At 62.3% G+C, this 19,447-nt stretch carries 12 protein-coding genes and 1 riboswitch; of the genes, 10 read left to right on the forward strand and 2 right to left on the reverse strand.

All coding sequences use genetic code 11. The features are described 5' to 3' along the window. Window positions 1-5 precede the first annotated feature (5 nt). Genes AAG813_RS13595 through AAG813_RS13605 form a run of 3 tightly spaced genes read left to right on the forward strand, consistent with a single transcriptional unit; the run spans window position 6 to window position 2,129 of the window. Window positions 6-515: a peptidylprolyl isomerase gene (locus AAG813_RS13595; protein WP_341916083.1), complete on the forward strand. Its 510-nt coding sequence runs from the start codon at window positions 6-8 to the stop codon at window positions 513-515. Between the two features lie 35 nt (window positions 516-550). Beyond that, a complete protein-coding gene (locus AAG813_RS13600) occupies window positions 551-1,342 on the forward strand; it encodes a UDP-2,3-diacylglucosamine diphosphatase (RefSeq protein WP_341916084.1) in 792 nt (263 codons plus the stop codon). A 4-nt stretch (window positions 1,343-1,346) separates the two neighbouring features. Further along, window positions 1,347-2,129 (forward strand): M90 family metallopeptidase, encoded by a 783-nt coding sequence (locus tag AAG813_RS13605; protein ID WP_341916085.1) that lies wholly within the window; start codon window positions 1,347-1,349, stop codon window positions 2,127-2,129. A gap of 94 nt (window positions 2,130-2,223) precedes the next feature. Here AAG813_RS13605 and AAG813_RS13610 read toward each other — a convergent pair whose 3' ends face one another. After that, window positions 2,224-5,040 (reverse strand): DUF349 domain-containing protein, encoded by a 2,817-nt coding sequence (locus tag AAG813_RS13610; RefSeq protein ID WP_341916086.1) that lies wholly within the window; start codon window positions 5,038-5,040, stop codon window positions 2,224-2,226. A gap of 209 nt (window positions 5,041-5,249) precedes the next feature. Beyond that, window positions 5,250-9,134: a DUF748 domain-containing protein gene (locus tag AAG813_RS13615; RefSeq protein ID WP_341916087.1), complete on the reverse strand. Its 3,885-nt coding sequence runs from the start codon at window positions 9,132-9,134 to the stop codon at window positions 5,250-5,252. Between the two features lie 915 nt (window positions 9,135-10,049). On the opposite strand from AAG813_RS13615, the gene AAG813_RS13620 reads away from it, so the two are divergent. From AAG813_RS13620 to AAG813_RS13650, 7 genes are all read left to right on the forward strand, one after another. Continuing rightward, window positions 10,050-10,892 carry a transglycosylase SLT domain-containing protein gene (locus tag AAG813_RS13620; RefSeq protein ID WP_341916136.1) on the forward strand — a complete coding sequence of 281 codons (843 nt, stop codon included), beginning with the start codon at window positions 10,050-10,052 and terminating at the stop codon, window positions 10,890-10,892. 63 nt (window positions 10,893-10,955) lie between these two features. Next, a riboswitch (ZMP/ZTP riboswitch) is annotated at window positions 10,956-11,087 on the forward strand. Window positions 11,088-11,131: 44 nt separating this feature from the next. Further along, the gene (gene glyA, locus AAG813_RS13625) at window positions 11,132-12,376 is read left to right on the forward strand and encodes a serine hydroxymethyltransferase (RefSeq protein WP_341916088.1); all 1,245 of its coding nucleotides are present in this window, start codon (window positions 11,132-11,134) and stop codon (window positions 12,374-12,376) included. Between the two features lie 100 nt (window positions 12,377-12,476). Next, on the forward strand, window positions 12,477-12,926 hold the full coding sequence (gene nrdR / locus AAG813_RS13630) for a transcriptional regulator NrdR (protein WP_096697796.1): 450 nt from the start codon (window positions 12,477-12,479) through the stop codon (window positions 12,924-12,926). Between the two features lie 133 nt (window positions 12,927-13,059). Next, window positions 13,060-13,680: a type IV pilus modification protein PilV gene (gene pilV / locus AAG813_RS13635; protein ID WP_341916089.1), complete on the forward strand. Its 621-nt coding sequence runs from the start codon at window positions 13,060-13,062 to the stop codon at window positions 13,678-13,680. Further along, window positions 13,677-14,705, forward strand: a complete 1,029-nt coding sequence (locus AAG813_RS13640) for a PilW family protein (protein WP_341916090.1) — start codon at window positions 13,677-13,679, stop codon at window positions 14,703-14,705. The genes pilV and AAG813_RS13640 overlap by 4 nt, the downstream gene beginning before the upstream one ends. After that, complete coding sequence (locus AAG813_RS13645; protein WP_341916091.1) at window positions 14,702-15,343, forward strand: PilX N-terminal domain-containing pilus assembly protein; 642 nt, start codon at window positions 14,702-14,704, stop codon at window positions 15,341-15,343. The genes AAG813_RS13640 and AAG813_RS13645 overlap by 4 nt, the downstream gene beginning before the upstream one ends. 5 nt (window positions 15,344-15,348) lie before the next feature. Next, a complete protein-coding gene (locus AAG813_RS13650; RefSeq protein ID WP_341916092.1) occupies window positions 15,349-19,437 on the forward strand; it encodes a PilC/PilY family type IV pilus protein in 4,089 nt (1,362 codons plus the stop codon). Window positions 19,438-19,447 lie beyond the last annotated feature (10 nt).

Consider the following 19,447-nt stretch of genomic DNA (forward strand, 5'->3'; position numbering starts at 1 on the left):
TCCTCATGAGCAATCCACAAGTCGAACTCCACATTGCCGGCTACGGCGTCATCACCCTTGAACTCGACCAGGACAAGGCACCGAAATCGGTGGCCAACTTCCTCAACTACGTCAACAAGGGCCACTACAACAACACGGTGTTCCACCGCGTGATTCCGGGCTTCATGGTCCAGGGCGGCGGTTTTGAAGTCGGCATGAAACAAAAGCCCACCGACGGCGAGATCGAGAACGAAGCCAACAACGGCCTGAAAAACGACCACTACACCGTGGCCATGGCGCGCACCAATGCGCCGCACTCGGCCAGCTCGCAGTTTTTCATCAACGTGTCCGACAACGCCTTCCTGAACCACACCGCGCCCACCGCGTCGGGCTGGGGCTATGCGGTGTTTGGCAAGGTGGTGGGCGGCACCGATGTGGTCGACAAGATCGCCGCCGTCAAGACCGGCCGCAAGGGCTTTCACGACGACGTGCCGCAAACCGACGTGGTGATCGAAAAAGCCGTGGCGCTGGCCTGATTTCCGTCTGGACTGAGCGCGTTCAGGTTCAGCCCGTGAAAATCCCGTCGACCGTTCCCCGGATTGCGGAGCTTCAGGCGCCGCCATCCTGGGGCACGGTCGATTTCATTTCCGACCTGCATCTGCAGGCGGCCGATGCCGCCACGTTTGCTGCCTGGCGCGACTACATGGAAAGCACGCCCGCCGACGCGGTGTTCATCCTGGGCGACCTGTTTGAAGTCTGGGTCGGTGACGACGCTGTCGATGTGGCCGCAGGCGCGCAGGACAGTTTCGAAGACCGCTGCGCCCGCCTGCTCGGCCAGACGGCCGGCCGGCTGGCGCTGTTTTTCATGCACGGCAACCGCGACTTCCTGGTCGGTCCGCGCCTGATGACGCTGTGCCACACCACCTTGCTGGCCGACCCGACCGTGCTGGGCTTCAACCACCAGCGCTGGCTGCTCTCGCACGGCGACGCGCTCTGCCTGGGCGATGTGGACTACCTGCAATTTCGCCGCGAGGTGCGCAGCCCGGCCTGGCAGCGCAGCTTTCTGGCCAGGCCGCTGGCCGAGCGGCAGGCCATCGCGCGCGGCCTGCGCGAGCAAAGCGAGGCGCGCAAACAGTCCGGCGCCTCGTATGCCGATGTGGATGGCAGCGCGGCCCGCGAACAACTCGAAGCCGCCAATGCGCAGATCCTGATCCACGGTCACACCCACCGGCCGGCGGTGCACGACCTCGGGCACGGCTACTCACGCGTGGTGCTCAGCGACTGGGACGCCGCCGCCACCGTGCCACGCGCGGAAGTGCTGCGCCTGACGGCGACCGGCCTGCGCCGCATCCCGCTGCTGTAGGCTCATGCTGAACTGGTTGCGCCAGCGGTTCGGACGCACGCCACACGCCGACACCATTCCCGACGCCCTGTGGCAGGCCACGCTGGCCGCCCATCATTTTCTGGCCGAGCGGCCGGCGGCCGAGCTGCAGCAGTTGCGCCGCCTGGTCGGCGAGTTTCTGGCGCACAAGGAATTCACCGGTGCGCACGGCCTGGTGGTCACCGACGAGATGGCGGTGGCGATTGCCGCGCAGGCCTGCCTGCCGGTGCTGCACCTGGGCCTGGGCTGGTACAGCGACTTCGTCGGCATCGTGGTGCACCCCGGGCAGATGATCGCGCGGCGCGAAAGGCAGGACGCCAGCGGCGTCGTGCATCGTTACAGCGAGGTGCTGTCCGGAGAAGCCATGGAGCGCGGCCCGGTCACGCTGAGCTGGCAGGACGTGGCCTCGGCCGGCGCGCTGGCCGGCCACGGCTACAACGTCGTGATCCACGAGTTCGTTCACAAGATCGACATGAAGGACGGCGCCGCCGACGGCTGCCCGCCCCTGCCCTCGCGCGCCGCGCACAAGGCCTGGCGTGACGTGATGCAGACGGCCTACGACGCCTTTCGCGAACAGGTCACCATGGCCGAACGTTTCGGCGGCGAGCCGCCCTGGCTGGACGCCTATGGCGCCACGGCGCCGGCGGAATTTTTTGCGGTGAGCTGCGAGGCCTACTTCGTGAACCGCGAGCGCTTCACGCAGGACTTCGCGGAACTGACCGCGCTGTTTGACCAGTTCTTCAAGGTCAATCGGCCTGTAGCCCTTTAGGGACGGGCGCAATCAGCTATCCAATTGATAGCTGACTTGCCTTCCCTGGCGACGCGCCCGAGGTGGCCTCGGGCGATACCAGGACCGGGACCTCTCAGCGCTTGATCAGCGCCTTCAGCACATTCTGCAGACGCCGCACATGCGCCGCGTCATACGGCGCGGCCAGCACCTTGGCCGTGTCCTCGCTCCAGGTCTGCGCCGGCGCCGGCTCGTTGCGTTTGGTCAGCAGCACCAGTTGCAGCATGCGCCGCGCGCTGATGTGTTCGGCCGGGGTCGGCAGCTCGGCGGCGATTTCCAGGCGCAGCAGGGTTTCGGCAGCATCCCCTTTGGGCGCCGACGACAGGGCCTTCATCCACGCGCTGCGAGTGGCCGGCGTCACCAGCTTGCCCAGGGCCTGGGCATCCGGCAGCAATGCGGGGTCGCGTTTTTCCCAGGCCGTCAGCAGGTGGGTCAACACCTCGCCGTGTGCCTGTTCGGACAGCTTGCGCAAGGCCTGCTGTGCATGTTCAAACGCTTCGCGCTGGGCGCGGAAGGCCGCGTCACCGAGGCGCGGGCCGCGCTCTTCATACGCCGGCCTGTCGCCGAAACGGCTTTCGCGCTCGGGGCGGTAGGGTTCGAACTTGTTGTCGGCGGGCCGGTTGCCACGGCCGTCGGGCTTGCCGCCACCGGGCCGCGCGTCCTTGCGGTCACCAAACTTGCCGCCGCGGCCTGCGGGCGCAGCTTCGGCCTTGCGCATACCGGGGCGGTCATCACCGCGCATGGCCACCACCGGTTTGGCGGGTTTGGGCGGCGGCGCGGCCGGTGCCGGTGCAGCTTCTTCTGCTTCCGCAGCGGGCTCGACCGCGGCTTCAGCTTCAGCTTCAGCCTCAGCAGGGGCTGGGGTCTCTTCTTGCGCTATTGTTTCAGGAGCAACCGGCGCAGACGCCTCGGGCGCTGACGCCTGATCGGACTCCGACTTCTGAGGTGCTTCGGCCACTGCAGGTGCAGGCGCTGCCGCGGCAACCGGTGCCGCCGGCTTGAACTGGCCGCGCAAACCGGCTTCCAGATCGGCCATCGCGGTGCGAATCTTTTGCACATCGCCGGTGGCATTGGCGGCATCGAGGGCTTTGGACAACTCGAGCACCAGGCGGTCATGCTCGCCCAGAGCCGACGCGGCTTTTTCACGCTCGGCGGTCTTGCGCTGGAAGGCGTCGTCGATCGGCTTGCGGAAAGCGTCCCAGAGTTTTTGTTCCTGCTTGCGCTCGATCGGCACCGCCTGCGCTTCGTGTTGCCAGCGCTGCTGCAAGGCCTTGACGGCGTCGATGCGCAGCTGCGGCTCGGCGCCCAGCACCTGCGCTTCCTCGATCATGGCCTTGCGGTGCGCCAGGCTCTCGGCGCGAGCGGCTTTCAGCGGTGCATCGGCGGCATCCATCGCGGCCTTCCACAACGGCTGGATCTCGGCAAAGGCTTTTTCGCCCAGGTGGCCGGCGGCCGTCCATTTCTCGACAAAACCGTTGAGGCTGCGGATCTGGTACTTCCAGTCGGTGTTGCCCTTGTTGGCCTCGGCCCAGGCCAACACCTCGTCGATCAGCGCGCGGCGCTCGGCCTTCACCGCTTCGCTTTGCTCCTTGACCTTCTCGAGCCAGACCTCGACCACTTTGTGGGCTTCGTTGCAGGCGTCGTCAAACCGTTTCCACAGCGCGTGGTTGGGGATGCCGCCCTGGTCGCTGGTTTTCCAGAGTTCGCGCATGGCGCGCAGCGCCTCCTGCTGCTTGCGCCCACCCAGGGGCTTGGCTACCAGGGCTTCGGCCTTGGCCACCAGCTCCTCGCGGATCTGGTCGGCACGCCAGCGCTGCCAGCCTTCGAGTTCGCCGGCCGCCGTGAGTGCGGCATGGGCCGCGGCTTCGAGTGCGCTGTCGATGTTGCGGATGTTTTCCTTCAGCGCCTGGCGCAGCTCGGCCGCGACCTTGGGCGTGGATTTGCCATGGCCTTCGGTGACTTCATGCTCCAGCTTGGCGAGCGCGGCCTGCACGATGGCGGCTGATTTTTCACGCATGTCCTTGAGCACGGCGGGATCGATCTTGGCCTTGGGTGCGCGCGCGGGCTGCTCGCCGGAAGCGGCGTCGCCACCACGCGGCGTGCCGCGGGCGCTGCGCAATTCGTCAGCCCAGACCGGCACCGCCGGCAACGGTGCGGCGGCGTCTTCGGCGGCCGCGACGGCCAGCGACAACGCGCCCTGAAAGGCTTCCCACACTGCCAGCAGCTGGCCGCGCGAGGCGTCGAGCAGCGGCGGGAACTTGGCGTCCACGCTGGGCCAGTTGGCGTCCTGCGCGAGTTCGTCGGCCTGGGCCTGCCAATGCGTCACGTCGGCGCGCAGGGCTTCCCAGACGCCTTGCGCGTCGCGCCAGGGCTTGGTCGACAGCACTTCGATGCGCTGGGCAATCAGCACGGCGGCCTCGCGCTGCACCTGGGCGCGGTGCTGCAGGTCTTCAATCGTCTTGACGCGTTCGGCGAGCTGGGCTTTCAGACTGGCCAGCGGCTCGCGCGACAGCGGCGCACCGGCCTTGGCGGCATCACGCTGCCAGGCCAGCGCGTCGGCCATGTTGAGCTTTTTCAGGGCCAGCAGGGCATGGCCTTTTTCAGCCCACTCGGCGGCCACGGTCTCCTGGCTTTTCAGGCGCTTGGCTTCGTCGAGCTTTTCCTTGAGCGGCTTGGCCGCGCCCTTGTCGCGGTTGGCCAAGTCCTTGTAGACCTCGGCCATCTGCTCGGCCGTCGGTCCGGTGGCGAGCCACTCGCGAATGCGCGTGGTGCGTTCACCTGACGTGGGCGCGGAGAAAGCCCCGCCCGTCAGGCCATCGAGCGGATGGCTGTCGGCGCTCTTGGTGGAAGGCGTTTTCACGGCGGGTGTTTCGGGCTTGGCAGATTTGGACATGGGGAAACGCAGCATATGGATAAATAGGACCGGCGAAGCGGGGATCTTCAGGGATCAGGACATTGCAGGTCTGCCCCTGAGGCTCTACAGCCTGCCGGCATCAGCAGGCAAAGGGCGGGACCGGCGTAAAAAAGAGGAGCCGCAGGACAGATATCCGCGACCCCGACCCAAGCTTCAGAAATAAAGCAATGCGGCTATTTTCGCTGTTTTTACGGCATCGCCAAATTAAGTTCGGCGCGCGGTGTCCATTTGGCGTCCGCAGGCGCGTTTTTGGGCGCGCCCAGAAAGAGCCTGCCGGGCGAAACACCCCCGGCAGCGAGGTAGTCCCTGACCGCCACGGCACGCTGCACGGCCAGCTCGCGCATGGCGTTGTCGTCCACCACCATGCCGGCCATCAGCAGTTTTTCCATCTCGGCAACAGGCAGGTCCTTGGCCAGGCCCACCAGGTTGCGTGGTTTGGCCATGTCGGCGCGCTGGTAGATCTGCTTGAGCAGCGCCGGGTATTCCGCCGGGCTGATACTTGCCACCTCGTCTGTGCGGCCCCCTTCCCACACGAGGGTGCGGCGCTTTTCCGCGCGCAGCATCGCGTCGAGCCGTGCACGCCGCCAGCCGTCACGTTCGGCCTCCAGACTGCTGGTGCCGACCACCGTCAGCTGCAGCGCCGGCCGGTCGGTCAGTGCCTTGCCCACCTTGTCCAGGCCGGCTTGGCCCTCGGGCGCCAGCACCGCACTGCCCGATGCAAACCCGACCACGCCGAGCTCGTCGGCACTGCCGCCGAATGCGCTGGCGAGCAGGCTGAACGGCGCGGTGATGGCCTTGGCGATCAGGTTGAGGATGACCTTGACGATGACCGGCCCCAGGCTGAACTGCGGATCATTGAGCGAGCCGCTGATGGGCAGATCAATGTCGATCACGCCGTTGCGGTCCGCCAGCAGCGCGACGGCCAGCTTGACCGGCAGGCTGGCCGTCGCGCCTTCGACCCTGTCGCCGAAACTGAGCTGGTTGAGCACCAGCTTGTTGCTGGCGGTGAGCCGGCCGTCGGGCAGCACCACGTAGTTCACGTCGACACTGAGCTTGCCGCGGTTGATGCCGTAACCCGAATACTTGACGGCGTAGGGCGAAAGCGGCGGCAACTCCAGGTCACGCACCTTGCCCGTGATGTCCAGCGCCAGCGGCTTGGCCAGCGGGTTGAGCTTGCCCAGGATTTCCAGCGAAGCGGTGCCCTCGGCCTTGCCGCGCAGCGCCAGGTCCGCCATGGCAGGCGCTGCGCCGGCCACCGCGCCGGGCAGCACGGAAGAAAACGCACTGAGCGTGCCGTTGAGCTCGCTCAGGTTGGCCGTGTAGTTGGGTTTGACGAAGCGGTCGGAAAACAGCACCTTGCCATTGACCAGTTGCATCGGCCCGATATGGACCACAGGCGCCGGACCTGGCGCAGCCGGCGCTGGAGCCGCCATGGCGGTGGCGGCAAAGGACTGATCCTGTTTTGTGCCGCCAGCCCTTGTACCACCTGCTCTTCCAGCTATGGTTTCAGGAGCATTCTGAATCGAAGCGGCAGAAGTTTTGGTCAGGTCCTGCAGATTGATCCGCCCTTCCGGCGTGACGATCACCCGGGCGAAAAAATCCGTCAGCACGGTTTCCCTGACATCGACCTTGGTGGCCCGGGCCGGATCCAGTGCGACCTGCAGGCCGCGCAGCTTGAGCGCCTTCCAGGCCAGCAACTCTTCGCTGGGCGCCAGCGTGTTGGCACGAAACTCTTCCAGCGCCAGATCGCCATTGAGTTGCGCCACCGGGCCACCCGCCGTCTGCCGGTATGCCACACGGCCCTTGAAGCTGGCCTCGGCACGCAGCAGCTCGATGTTGAGTGCGTCGGCCAGATAGGGCTCAAAGGCCTGCAGCGGCAGCCGGTCCAGCACCAGCCGGCCTTGGGCCTGCACCGGCGTCAGGCCGATGCTGCCGTCAAACGCCAGCTTGCCCGGCTCAAACCGCCCGCTGGCCAGACGCAGGGAAGCGCTCAAGGGCATGGCTTTGGCGGCCACGCGGTCGTCCAGCACCAGCGAGCCCAGTCGCGCATGGGCAGCGCTCACTTCAAAATTCACCGGCTTGGCGCCCGCCTTGTCGGCAAACGACATGGCGCCGCCTTCGAGCTGTACCTCGTTGATGGCGACGACCCAGGCCGGCGCGGCAGCTCCCTCGGTCATCGGCCGTGGCGGGTGGGTAGGCGCCTTGGCCTGCGCCACCCGCCAGCGTTCGTACATCCAGCGCTTGTCGCGGCCGCGTTCCACCAGGGCTGTGGGCTGGATCAGCTTCATGCCGGCGGCCTTGAAGGTTTGTGCCGTGAGGTCGATATCGGCCTGCAGGAGCGCCACCTGCTTGACGGACACCAGCGAGGTCTTGCCCTGGGCCAGTTGGACGTCTGTGACCGTCATCTGCGGCGCGGACACTTGCAGGACCTGCGCCTTGCCGGCGCTGGCCGCCTGCCAATTCAAGCCCAGTTGCGCGTCAAGCTGGCCATGGAGGGCCGGCAGCAGGAACTGGCCCACATATCTGGCGGCCATGTCGAGGGGCCAGGCCGCGACGCTGGCCGTGAGCCGGGCCGCCTGGTCACTCGCATTGCCGCTGAAACGCAGAAGCGCCGGCGCAGCCGGGGTGGACACCGGGGCCGGGCGTGCCGCCGCTGCCGCCCTGCGGCCCGCGGGCGAGGCCGGCGTCACCGGCCCCGCCAGCCCGACCGCCCCCTCGAACTGCAGGGGTGCGTCGGCCGAAAAAGGAAAGGCGATGGCCGACGCATCCAGCGTCAAGCCTGCCAGCGCGATCTGCGCGGGCGTGGGGAGGGTGTTGTCCAGCCAGTTGAGTTGGCCCTGGCGCACAGCCACCCGGCCCACCTGGACACGCCACGGGGCCGTAGCCTTGGCCGCAGGCACGGGTGCAGAAGCGGCGCTTGCCGGCCCGCTCGCCGGTTTCGCCGCCTCTTTGGCATCATTTTGGCCTGTAGCCCTTTCCGCACGGGCGCTGACAGCTTCGCTTTTGATAGCAAGTTCATCGCCCGGCGGCAGCAGATTCAGACGCCCTGCCCGGTCGCGGCTCACGTTGAGTGTGGGCGCGGTCAGGGTCACCGAAGACAGTTTGACACTGCGCTCCAGCGGCCGGATGTCGTCGAGGCCGACCTCCAGTCGGTCAAACGCCAGCAGTTCCCGGTGGCCGGCTTGGGTCTCGCGCAGGCGCACCTGTTCCGCCGTCGCCGTGCCCGACAAACGCATGACGGTTGCCGGTGTCTGCTCGAACGACAGCTTGATATCGGCGTGGAGCACCGCGCTGTCCAACCTGAAAGGCAGGCCTTCCGGCCAGTAGGCCAGGTAAGGACGCAGGTCCAGCCCGCGCAGCGCCAGCGTGGCGTCGGTCTTGTGGGTCTGGGCAAACGGTGTGCCGACGGCAGCGGTGTCGAAATGGCTGCCATTGAGTTTGAAGGCCAGGTGCGGCGAGGTTTTGACCTCGCGCTGGGAGCGCAGGTTGCTCAGGAAAGGGACCGACAGGCGCAGGTCGCGCACCGCATGGGTCCTGCCTGCCGGGAGGTCCGCAAAGTCAAGCTGGCCGTCGCTGAGCACGAGGTTGTAGAGGGCAAAGCGCAGCGGACGGCTGACCGGTTCATCGGGCGGCGGTTTCAGCCGCGCAAGGATGTCGTCAATGTCATAACGGCCCTGGCCCAGATGGGCGAGGGACAGCATCAGGCCATCGAGCTCGATGGCGTCGGCGACTGGTGCCAGGCGGAGCAGCGACTGCATTTCTGCATCTATATAGAGGCGTGCAATTTTCAGCTGGGGCGCGCCAGGGGAAAGCCGGCTGCTTGCCGGCCCCGCGGCAGGCGCCGGCGGGTTGGCGGCTTTGGCGATGGCCAGGTCGCGGAGGGTCAGCTCCAGCGACCAGGGACGGAAGTCCACTGCGCCCACCGTGAACTGCCGGCCCAGCTTTTCAGACACCACCTTTTCAAGCTGCGACTTCAGCACCAGAGGCACCAGGGCATAAGCCAGCGCCCAGAACAGCAACAGGCCAACCAGGGCCCAGGCCGCGCGGCGATGCCAGCGAGGTGAACGCAACATGCCCCCTGCTTTGCCGGCGAGAGATTGGAAAAGACTGGAGAGTCGGGAGGGATTGCGTTTCAGTTCATGGCCGGGCATAGGCCTTGAGTCTTGAACGTGCAGGGAAAAAGGTCAATGGCTGATGGGGCTGGTTTGACCATAAAGCCCCGGCACCAATTAAAAACCCCGGGCAGCGAGGCCGACCGGGGTTGACGGCGAGCGTGATGCTCATGCCGTCGGGCTTCGCAAAGAAGAGAAGATCGTCTCCAGTGCGATGAGGGCAAGTGATTGCTCTCAGTTTGACCGGGGTTGGTTACCCGGCTGATGCTTGAGGTACTCAAGCAACTGCAGGTTAAACCTCGGGCGCTGTCGGCGCAAGTCGAAATTTGTAATCAAAAATCAGCCCGCGATTGCCATTTTCTTCGGCGTTACATCTTTGCGTCCTTGTCCTACATGGCCATGAGGCATTCGCCGCATCACCCCCAAAAACCGTCCTGCTCGAATGTTCCGGCACTTTCTCTTGAAAACGCCGCAAACACTTGAGTTAAAAGGACTTACTGTCAAAACATACAGCCTTTTTTGTTCAGGAAAGGGGTCAGCGTCACGATTTGGAGAGAAACCCCAAAAATCGCTCAATTGGGAGAAACAGGGGGTCTTGACACCCTAATTCGGCTTTTAATGCATTTATAGCAATATCAAACTTATTTGATATTCTTGACAAGTTATTAAGCGCGCTTTTAGAATCCGCCGTCCCACCCAAAACTAGGGACAACCCGAATCCGCTGCCGAACCCGGCAAAGTCAGACAAGGGGTCAACACCCCCAAGGCAAGGCCTTGGTTTGATGGCGACCCAATCAAAGCGCACGGCTCCACAAGTCGATGTGCATAGAAAGGAGTGCTATGACAGCGCTAGGACAATCCACCCCCGCATCGGTGATGCGGACGCTTCAGAAGAACGTGGGCAACAGTCTGGCAAATATTGCCGACGACATTGCCCAGGGGTTTTTTGAAATCACCCACAACAGCTTCGCACTTGTTGGCCTGGCCGTCGTGTTTGCCGTCATCACGTTGACCGCCCGGCCCGACCTGCGTCAGGCCGGCGAATCCCGGCTGATGAGCTGGCTGCAGGAGCGCCAGGAAGCCGCGATTGGCTTCACCGAACCTGACGCGATTGACCGGGCCACCGCCGCCAACCCCAAGGACCTGCCCCGGCAACAGGCGGCGGTGGCCTTCTGGCTCAGCCGCAAGTACGGCGTGGCGCCCGAGCCCCTGAGTGTGCTGGTCGCCGAAGCCTTCGAGATCGGCCAGAAAGCCAAACTCGATCCGACGCTGATCCTCGCCATCATGGCGATCGAATCGGGCTTCAACCCGTTTGCGCAAAGCCCGGTCGGCGCCCAGGGCCTGATGCAGGTCATGACCAACATCCACCACGCCAAGTACGAGAACTTCGGCGGAAAACTCGCCGCCTTCGACCCGGTCACCAACCTGCGAGTAGGTGTCAAGGTGCTGCAGGAATGCATCGCCCGGGCCGGTTCGGTGGAAGCCGGCCTGAAGTTCTATGTGGGCGCAGCCAATCTGGAAAGCGATGGCGGGTATGCCGGCAAGGTGATGGCCGAACATGCGCGCCTGCTGGCGGTTGCCAGTGGCCGTGCGCCGGCTTACATGCCGTCCGTACGCCCGCCGCTGGCGATTCCAGCATCCCTGCCAGCGAAAACAGACGCTGACGACCTGCCCAGCGACAAGTCCGGCGACAAAGTCGCCAGCCTTGCCAGCTCCTGAGTCCTGAGCGCGGCCCGGCCTTTCACAGGCCGATGGCCAGCCAGGCGCCGGGTCCGTTACACTAGGGGTGTGCGCGACTGGCGATAGGCAGCCCCTGTTTTTCAGGGCGGTTGCTGACGTGGGATACCACTGGGAAGCGCACCGCTGGGCTCAAGCGATGACCACAGCGTTCAGCCGTTCGCCTGGGCAGCCCTTGTTTCATTCATCCAATGACAGGGACCACGTCTTGAAGGACTGCCATGTACGACCGCACCATTCTTGTGGAACAAACCGACCCCGAACTGTGGGCCGCCATCGTTGCTGAAAACGCGCGCCAGGAACACCACATCGAGCTGATCGCCAGCGAAAACTACGCCTCGCCCGCCGTCATGGCCGCGCAGGGTTCGCAACTGACCAACAAATACGCCGAAGGCTACCCCGGCCGCCGCTACTACGGTGGCTGCGAGCATGTGGACGTGGCCGAACAACTGGCCATCGACCGCATCAAGAAAATTTTCGGTGCCGAAGCGGCCAACGTGCAGCCGCATTGCGGTGCCTCGGCCAACGAAGCCGTCTTCCTCGCCTTTCTCAAGCCCGGCGACACCATCATGGGCATGAGCCTGGCCGAAGGCGGCCACCTCACGCACGGCATGGCTCTGAACATGAGCGGCAAGTGGTTCAACGTCGTTTCCTACGGTCTCAATGACAAGGAAGAGATCGACTACGACGCGATGGAGCGCAAGGCCCACGAGTCCAAACCCAAGCTGATCATCGCGGGCGCCTCGGCCTACAGCCTGCGCATCGACTTCGAGCGTTTTGCCAAAGTCGCGAAGGCGGTCGGCGCGATCTTCATGGTGGACATCGCGCACTACGCCGGCCTGGTGGCCGCGGGCGTGTACCCCAACCCGGTGCCGCACGCCGATGTGGTGACATCCACCACGCACAAGAGCCTGCGCGGGCCGCGCGGCGGCATCATCCTGATGAAGGCAGAACACGAAAAAGCCATCAACAGCGCCATCTTCCCCGGCCTGCAGGGCGGACCGCTGATGCATGTGATCGCAGCCAAGGCCGTGGCTTTCAAGGAAGCGCTGGCCCCCGAGTTCAAGGCCTATCAACAGCAGGTGCTGAAGAACGCCCAGATCATCGCGGAGACCCTGACGCAACGCGGCCTGCGCATTGTCAGCGGCCGCACCGAAAGCCACGTCATGCTGGTGGACCTGCGCGCCAAGGGCATCACCGGCAAGGAAGCCGAAGCCGTGCTGGGCGCCGCCCACATGACGATCAACAAGAACGCGATTCCCAACGACCCGGAAAAACCGATGGTCACCAGCGGCGTGCGCATCGGCACCCCGGCCATGACGACGCGCGGCTTCAAGGACGAGGAAGCGCGTTTGACAGCCAACCTGATCGCCGACGTGCTCGACAACCCGCGCGATGCCGCCAACATTGAAGCGGTGCGCGCCAAGGTCAATGCGCTGACGAGCCGGTTTCCGGTGTACCGTTGATGGGCCGGCGCATGTGCAAACGCTACGCTTTTGATAGCTGCTTGCGCATGCCCCGTGCAGGCTGGAGGCCAATAATGCTTACAAATCCAGGCGAAGCCGGATGAAATGCCCTTTCTGCGGCCACCTTGAAACCCAGGTCGTGGAAACGCGGGTGTCGGAAGACGCAGACTTCATACGCCGCCGCCGCCAGTGCGGCGCGTGTGAAAAACGCTTCACCACCTACGAGCGGCCCGACGTCAACTTTCCGGCCATCGTCAAAAAGGACGGCCGCCGCATCGAATACAAGCGCAGCAAGATCCTCGACTCCATGAACCTCGCGCTGCGCAAGCGCCCGGTCAGCACCGAGCAGGTGGACTCAGCCATCGAGCGCATAGAGGAAAAACTTCTCAACCTCGGCCTGCGCGAGGTACCGTCGGCCCGCCTCGGCGAGCTGGTCATGCGCGAGCTCAAAAAGCTCGACAAGGTCGCCTACGTGCGTTTTGCCAGCGTCTACCGCAGCTTTGAGGATATTGACGAGTTCAAGACGCTGGTGGATGAGGTCAGGCGGTAAAAGAGGAAAAGCGAACCGGCAGCCTGCTGCCAGCAGATAGAGACCGTCCAGAGCCAGACAGCCGGTTACTTGGACATGACACGCGGTTCCCTCCCGGATTGATGTTCCCGCGCCGAGTTTTTAAACTCAATGCATGGACACACCCTGCGCCAGCATCCCTGATTCAACGTCCCCTCACCCTCCCACTTCCAACCGGGGGCAGTCGGGCTTCTCCATCCTTGAGGTTCTGATCGCCATCATTATTCTCAGTATCGGCATGCTGGGAGCCGTCGGCATGCAGGCCGCAGCGATGCAAGCCAACAAGGAAACCCGCAATCAGGCCGCAGCCGCTACCTTAGGGCGGGAACTGGCCGAAAAAATGCGAGGCAACCATACCATTGCGATCAAAACCACAGCGACAGACAATCCCTATCTTTTTGACAGCACCCTGACCGGAACCAGCACCATTGCCACTCCGTCGGTCAACTGCTTCACCGCTGGCTGTCCAACTCCCAAGGATGCCGCATCCTGGGACGTGGCCGACTGGAAGGGGCGAGTCCTCAATGCCCTTCCTACGCCCCGAGTCAAGGTTTGTTTTGACAGTGACCCTTTTGACAGTGCCGGAAAGCCCCGATGGGCCTGCGCCGGCGGCGGCGACGTTACCGTGCTGAAAGTGAGTTGGACCCGCAGCAACACGGCCGGAACGCTTGAATTTGCCGATAGCACGGGCGTGCCGGTTGTCGTCATCCCGCTCACAGCAGGAAGCTCCGAATGATGCGTCATCGTTTATCCCGTACCGTCCGTCGTCAACGTGGTTTGACACTGATCGAGTTGCTCGTTGCCTTGGGCTTGGGGCTCGTAGTGGTTGTCATTGCAGCCACCGCGCTTTTGCTGGGGCAGCAAGGCTACCGGGCGGTAGACACGACGACACAACTGCGCGACCGGGAGCGTTTTGCCACCGACTTGCTGGGGAGGGTCATTATCCAGGCGGGCTATCAAGACCTGGGCGCGGCCAACCTGGCACTCCGTTCAACAGCCACACTTTTGGGCATTGACCCGGAACCGGACCTCTATGGATGGAACAATGCCGTTTACGCCACACCTGATGACCTGATTCTCAGCGAAAGCACCAAAATTGTGAACGGCAACAGGCCCGGGGCCTGCTCGGTGAACGATACGTCATGCAAAAACGGAAGCGATGTGCTGGTGATTCGCTACCAAGGGGTGAGTTCTCCAACCAATGCATCCGATGCCGATGACACGATGATCAACTGCAGGGGAGAAGGCGAAGCAGGTTTGTCCACGGGAGACCTCAATGATCGTGCTGCCAGTGTTTTTCATGTGACGCGCGACACCAGCGGCGAACCTTCACTCTCCTGCTCTTATTACAACTTTTCCTCGGGCGCCTGGGTCGCTTCCACCCCCTTGATTGAGGGCGTGGAATCTTTCCAGGTCCTTTATGGTACCGACGGGGTATCCCCCAATGTGGCGCCCAGCGCCTCCGCAGCACAGGACACCGTCGCCGAACGATGGCTGCGCGCGGATGAATTGACCGTGGCCGGTAACGCCGCAGGCACGCGTGAAAACTGGCGCCGGGTTCGGGCTGTACGCATCGGCCTTGTCCTGCGGGGAGCCGCAGGCTCTGCCCAGCAGTCCACGACGGCCACCTTTGCTCCCTTGGGAAGCATGTATGCCAGCACCAGCGACACGGGCTCCAGCCTGGCGGTTGCCGCAGATGGACGGCTACGGCTGCAAAGCACCTTTACTGTTCATTTGCGCAACGACCTCAGGCTCCGATGAAACACCATCTTCCAGCATTGACCGGTAACGCTCTATCACGCGCGGCAACAAAGCAACGTGGCTTTTCGCTGATCACCACACTGATCCTTCTTGCCGTGGTCATGGCCCTGGGCATTGGCGCCAGCCAGATGGTATTGCTTGCCGAGCGTTCGACCCGGTTTGACCGGGACCAGCAAATCGCCTTCCAGGCCGCTGAGGCGGCGCTGCTTGATGCAGAGTTCGACATTCGCGGACCCAATACCTCGACAAACCAGCGGGAAGCCCTTTTTTCAGGGCGAATGGCCGACACGGTGTCTTTCTCTGAAGGATGCGGCACCGGTACAACGCGAGGTCTGTGCCTGCCTGCTGCCACGGGCACAAAGCCAGTCTGGTACCTGGTTGATTTCACCGATGAAACCAATGCGGCCAAAACAGCAAAGTTCGGCGAGTTTACCGGGCGAACCCTGTCGACCGGCAGCAGCGGCATTCGCCCGGAAATGGCGCCACGGTACATCGTCGAAATCATTCCCGATGCCACGCCAGGAAGCAGCAGCGGCAGTAGCGGAAGTCCCAAGGCGCTGTATCGCGTCACGGCCATGGGTTTTGGGCCGCGCAAGGAAACGCAGGCTGTCCTGCAAATGATTTTCAGAAAAGAGTAAACGCCATGAACTTCCGAACTCTCCTTTCAAGCTCATCTGGCAAACCGCTGAAAACCTGGAGCTTCAGGCTTGCTTTTCTGGCGGCCCTGTCAGCCGTCACAGTGGGCGTTGTGATCAGCCAGACTGTCACATTACCCCCGGAAGTTGTCCTGCCCGCTGAACCGCTCTACATGAACGGCGCGAAGACTAAAGGGAACCTCACATTGGCACTCTCCGTGGAATTTCCGACGGTCGGGCAAACCTACCGGGACGAGTTTGACAAAACCAAGGAGTACGTCGGTTACTTCGACCCCAAGGCTTGCTACACACACGCACCTGGGCAGAACAATTTCGACTGGAATGGTCCCCTCACCGCAGCCGGCGAATGCAGCGGCAGCGGCGGCGCCTTCAGCGGAAACTTCATGAATTGGGCAACGTCCTCGGCCATCGACATTCTGCGCTATGGTCTCACCGGCGGCAACAGGATCGTGGATGAGTCAAGCGGAAACGCCAAGACCGTTCTGCAGCGCGCCTGGCTACCCGACTCGTTTTACAGACACGGCACCTACTTCACCGAGAAGTCCATCACAAAGGCCCAAGCCGCAACCTTGGTGGAAACGGCGCTTTACAACAAGATCAGCGACGGCGGCAAACTATGGATTTACAACTGCCGTAACCGCGTCTATTTTGCCAAGTCGCGTGACACGAACGCCAGCAGCGCCTGCGACAAGCCCTTCAATGTCTCCAATGCCGGCAGTGACCAGTTGATTGGATCGACCAGCAGCCAAAAATTTTATGAACTCAACATGCTGGTGTGCGACCCGAACAGCGCAACCAACCGGCTCATGACCTACGACCCGGAAACAAAACAATGGAAAGGCCTGTGCTTCCGGTACCCGAACGGAAAATACAAGCCAGTCGGTCAGTTCCAGATGAATGCGGAAAACATCCGAATTGGGGTTTTTGGCTACCTTCAGGACAACAGCCGCTCGCGCTACGGTGGCGTGCTGCGCGCACCGCTGAAATACCTGGGCCCCAAAAAATATGACATGAATTTCAACCTCGAATCCGCGGCGAATGCCAGCGCCGAATGGAATGCCAACACGGGGGTCTTCATTGACAACCCGCAGAGCGGAGACGCCACGTATGGTGCCCAAGGCTATCCCAAAAGCGGAGCCATCATGTACATCAACAAGTTTGGCACGCTGAACCCGGACACCATCGGGGACTATAAAGAACTTGATCCTGTAAGTGAGCTCTTTTATGAAGCCATCCGTTACCTTCAGGGCAAGCAACCCACCAGCCAGGCCGTTTCGGGTTTTACGGGAACAGCATCGACCGACAAAGCCTTGAAAGACAATTTTCCCGCCTATGCCACCTGGACGGATCCCTTCGCAGGCTTTACCGATACCTCGGGTACAGGCAACGGATGCCTGCGAAACAGCATTTTGACGATTGCTGACGTTTTCACGCACAGTGACCGCTCGGTCCCCGGCAATACTGTCATAAGCAATAATGATTTTGCGCGAAGCGCGGAAACCAACCCTGCGCTTGATGTTCCGTTCTGGACCAGCGTGGTCGGCAGCTTCGAGAGCAAACTCACCACCACCACAGGCGTACTCACTTACACCGATAGCCAGAACCAAACCCAGATTGCGGGCAACCTTCCAGGCAACACGCTGTATACCGCCCTGGCGAATGCAGCCACAATGAACACGGGTTCCACAGGAGGTTCCTACCACATGGCCGGTCTGGCCTACTGGGCCAATACCCAGAGCTTTCGCAGCGATCTTCCTAAAGGCCGTATCAAGACCTACTCGATCGACGTCAATGAAGGGCGCGATAGCAATACCGTGAGTTTCCGTCGAACCCAGCAGTTGTATCTTGCCGCCAAATATGGCGGCTTTGACGACAGCGCCACCGGGAACACCGGCAACCCCTATAAGGGGGGAACCAATGTGTTGTGGCAGGCCACCGACGGCGATGCGAAAAACTATTTCCTGGTCAGTGACGCCGCCAAATTTCTTGACTCTCTTTCCGAGATTTTTGCGCGGGTTGTAGAAGAAACCGGAAGTATCGCTGGCGGCGCCATTTCAACGCAGCGCCTGACAGTGGGTCAGGCCGCAGCCGTCTTTCAGGCTCGTTTCAACCCGGTTGCCAATTACTGGAGCGGCCGCTTGCTCAAGTATCCGCTGTCCCTGGACACTGCTGGTACCTCACTGGTCATTGGCAGTACCTCAACCTGGGAGGCCGGCCAGGTGATGACCGCGGCTACGCTGATCGACCATGGCGCAGGCAGGAACATTGTCATTGGTGCCCCGATTGGCCTACAGGCAACCGCTGCCCCGACGCCGTTTAGATGGGCTGACCTGAACACGGCTCACAAGACGTCGTTCAGCACCATGCCCTACACGACCACGGTAGTTATTGATGCGGCCATGGGCGAAGACCGGCTGAACTACCTGCGTGGGGACCGGCGCAAGGAGATCAAGCCCACGACGCCAACGGCCCCCTTCCGACCGCGCGACATCGTTCTGGGGGACATCGTCAACAGCGGCTTGGTCTATATGGGCAAGCCATCTGGTGGCGTGGCAGGAACCGCGTACAACACATTCTTCAATGACAACAAGAACCGCAAGCCTGTCATTTTCGCGAACGCGAACGACGGCATGCTGCACGCGTTTTATGACACGAACGGCAGGGAAGCTTTTGCCTATATTCCCGGGTTCGTCGCAGGCAAGTTGAACCTGTTGCCCGACCAGGACTACAACCACGTCAGCATCAACGACGCCACCCCCGCAATCGGTGAGGCGTATGTGGACAGCGCGTGGCGCAGCGTGCTGGTGTCGGGTGTGGGTGCTGGCGGACAGGGCGTTTTTGCCCTTGACGTCACCGATCCCGAAACCTTCACCAAAGACGATGTTCTTTGGGAGTTCACGGACCGCGATCACCCCTCGATGGGCAATGTAGTCGGTACGCCCCAGATCGTGAAATTGCGCACGACTGATACAGGTATCACCCCGGTCTACAAGTGGTATGCCGTTGTCGCCAGCGGCGTCAACAACTACACCGCCGACGGCTATGCGCATTCCACAGGCAATCCATCCATCTTCATTCTCGATCTGTCGAACAAGCCTGCCAGCAATTCAGGGGTGGCCTGGACCGAGGGCACGAATTTTTGGCGCATAGAGTTGCCGCAGACAAGTACCGCTATTGCAAAAGGTCTGGTGGGTCTGACCACGGTCAAAAACTTCGGAACTGGTGCGGTGGACAGCCTCTACACAGGCGACATGCAAGGTAATGTCTGGAAGCTGGACTTCACGCTGAAAGGTATCAACAGCCTGACAACCAATGCGACCACCAATCTGACAAAACTGAACCACAAGGTAGGGACCAGCAACACATTTTTTGTTGCCAAAGACAGTGCAAACGGGCTGCAGCCGATTACCGGTGAACCAGTGATCAGCAATGCTTTTTTTGATAGCAAGCTGGTCTCCTTTGGAACGGGAAAATATCTGGAAACACCGGACACCACCGTGCCATCGGGTGTGACGAATACGTTTTACACGCTTCTCGACAATGGCCAGGCTATCAGCGGAAGGTCACAATTGCAGCAGGGAACGGTATCCACGATCAGCGGTACTGTGACGGTTCCCGGCTTTGTGTACGGCATGCCTCCTTCAACCGGAACCTCCGCCCTCAGAATGGGCTGGTACCTCGATTTCAACAAGAGCATTGGTGAACGACAGATCAGCGATATCACTGCCGAATTTGGACAGCTCTTTTTCGGTTCGCTGTTCCCGACCGAAGGCTCGTGTGGAGAAGGAGGTGGACGGTTTTATGCGGTGAATGCACTCACGGGCAACGGTACGTCCGAACTGTCCCAGGTGGGCATATTGGCCGCGCCCCTGGTCCTGGAAATCGGCAGCACTGCCTTGACCAACAGTGACACGGCCGGCCAGCGAACCGCCACCCGGCGAATTGCCATCATCACGCAGGGGTCTAAAGGACTGAAGGTTGCGGCTACCGGTGGAGGAGGTCTCTCCTATGGCGAACAGGTCGGACGTCTCAGCTGGCGCCAGATCAACAACTACCGTGAAAACAAGAATAACTAACATTGGAAAT

This window comes from Polaromonas sp. YR568, from assembly GCF_943371715.1.
In the GTDB taxonomy this organism is placed as follows: Bacteria; Pseudomonadota; Gammaproteobacteria; order Burkholderiales; family Burkholderiaceae_C; genus Polaromonas.

Bases quoted from the DNA above. Each gene is read 5' to 3' on its own strand.
- glyA (WP_341916088.1), top strand. From the start codon at position 11,132: ATGTACGACCGCACCATTCTTGTGGAACAAACCGACCCCGAACTGTGG.
- AAG813_RS13615 (WP_341916087.1), bottom strand. From the start codon at position 9,134: ATGTTGCGTTCACCTCGCTGGCATCGCCGCGCGGCCTGGGCCCTGGTT.
- AAG813_RS13640 (WP_341916090.1), top strand. From the start codon at position 13,677: ATGATGCGTCATCGTTTATCCCGTACCGTCCGTCGTCAACGTGGTTTG.
- AAG813_RS13650 (WP_341916092.1), top strand. From the start codon at position 15,349: ATGAACTTCCGAACTCTCCTTTCAAGCTCATCTGGCAAACCGCTGAAA.
- AAG813_RS13620 (WP_341916136.1), top strand. From the start codon at position 10,050: ATGCGGACGCTTCAGAAGAACGTGGGCAACAGTCTGGCAAATATTGCC.
- AAG813_RS13645 (WP_341916091.1), top strand. From the start codon at position 14,702: ATGAAACACCATCTTCCAGCATTGACCGGTAACGCTCTATCACGCGCG.
- AAG813_RS13595 (WP_341916083.1), top strand. From the start codon at position 6: ATGAGCAATCCACAAGTCGAACTCCACATTGCCGGCTACGGCGTCATC.
- nrdR (WP_096697796.1), top strand. From the start codon at position 12,477: ATGAAATGCCCTTTCTGCGGCCACCTTGAAACCCAGGTCGTGGAAACG.
- pilV (WP_341916089.1), top strand. From the start codon at position 13,060: ATGGACACACCCTGCGCCAGCATCCCTGATTCAACGTCCCCTCACCCT.
- AAG813_RS13605 (WP_341916085.1), top strand. From the start codon at position 1,347: ATGCTGAACTGGTTGCGCCAGCGGTTCGGACGCACGCCACACGCCGAC.
- AAG813_RS13610 (WP_341916086.1), bottom strand. From the start codon at position 5,040: ATGTCCAAATCTGCCAAGCCCGAAACACCCGCCGTGAAAACGCCTTCC.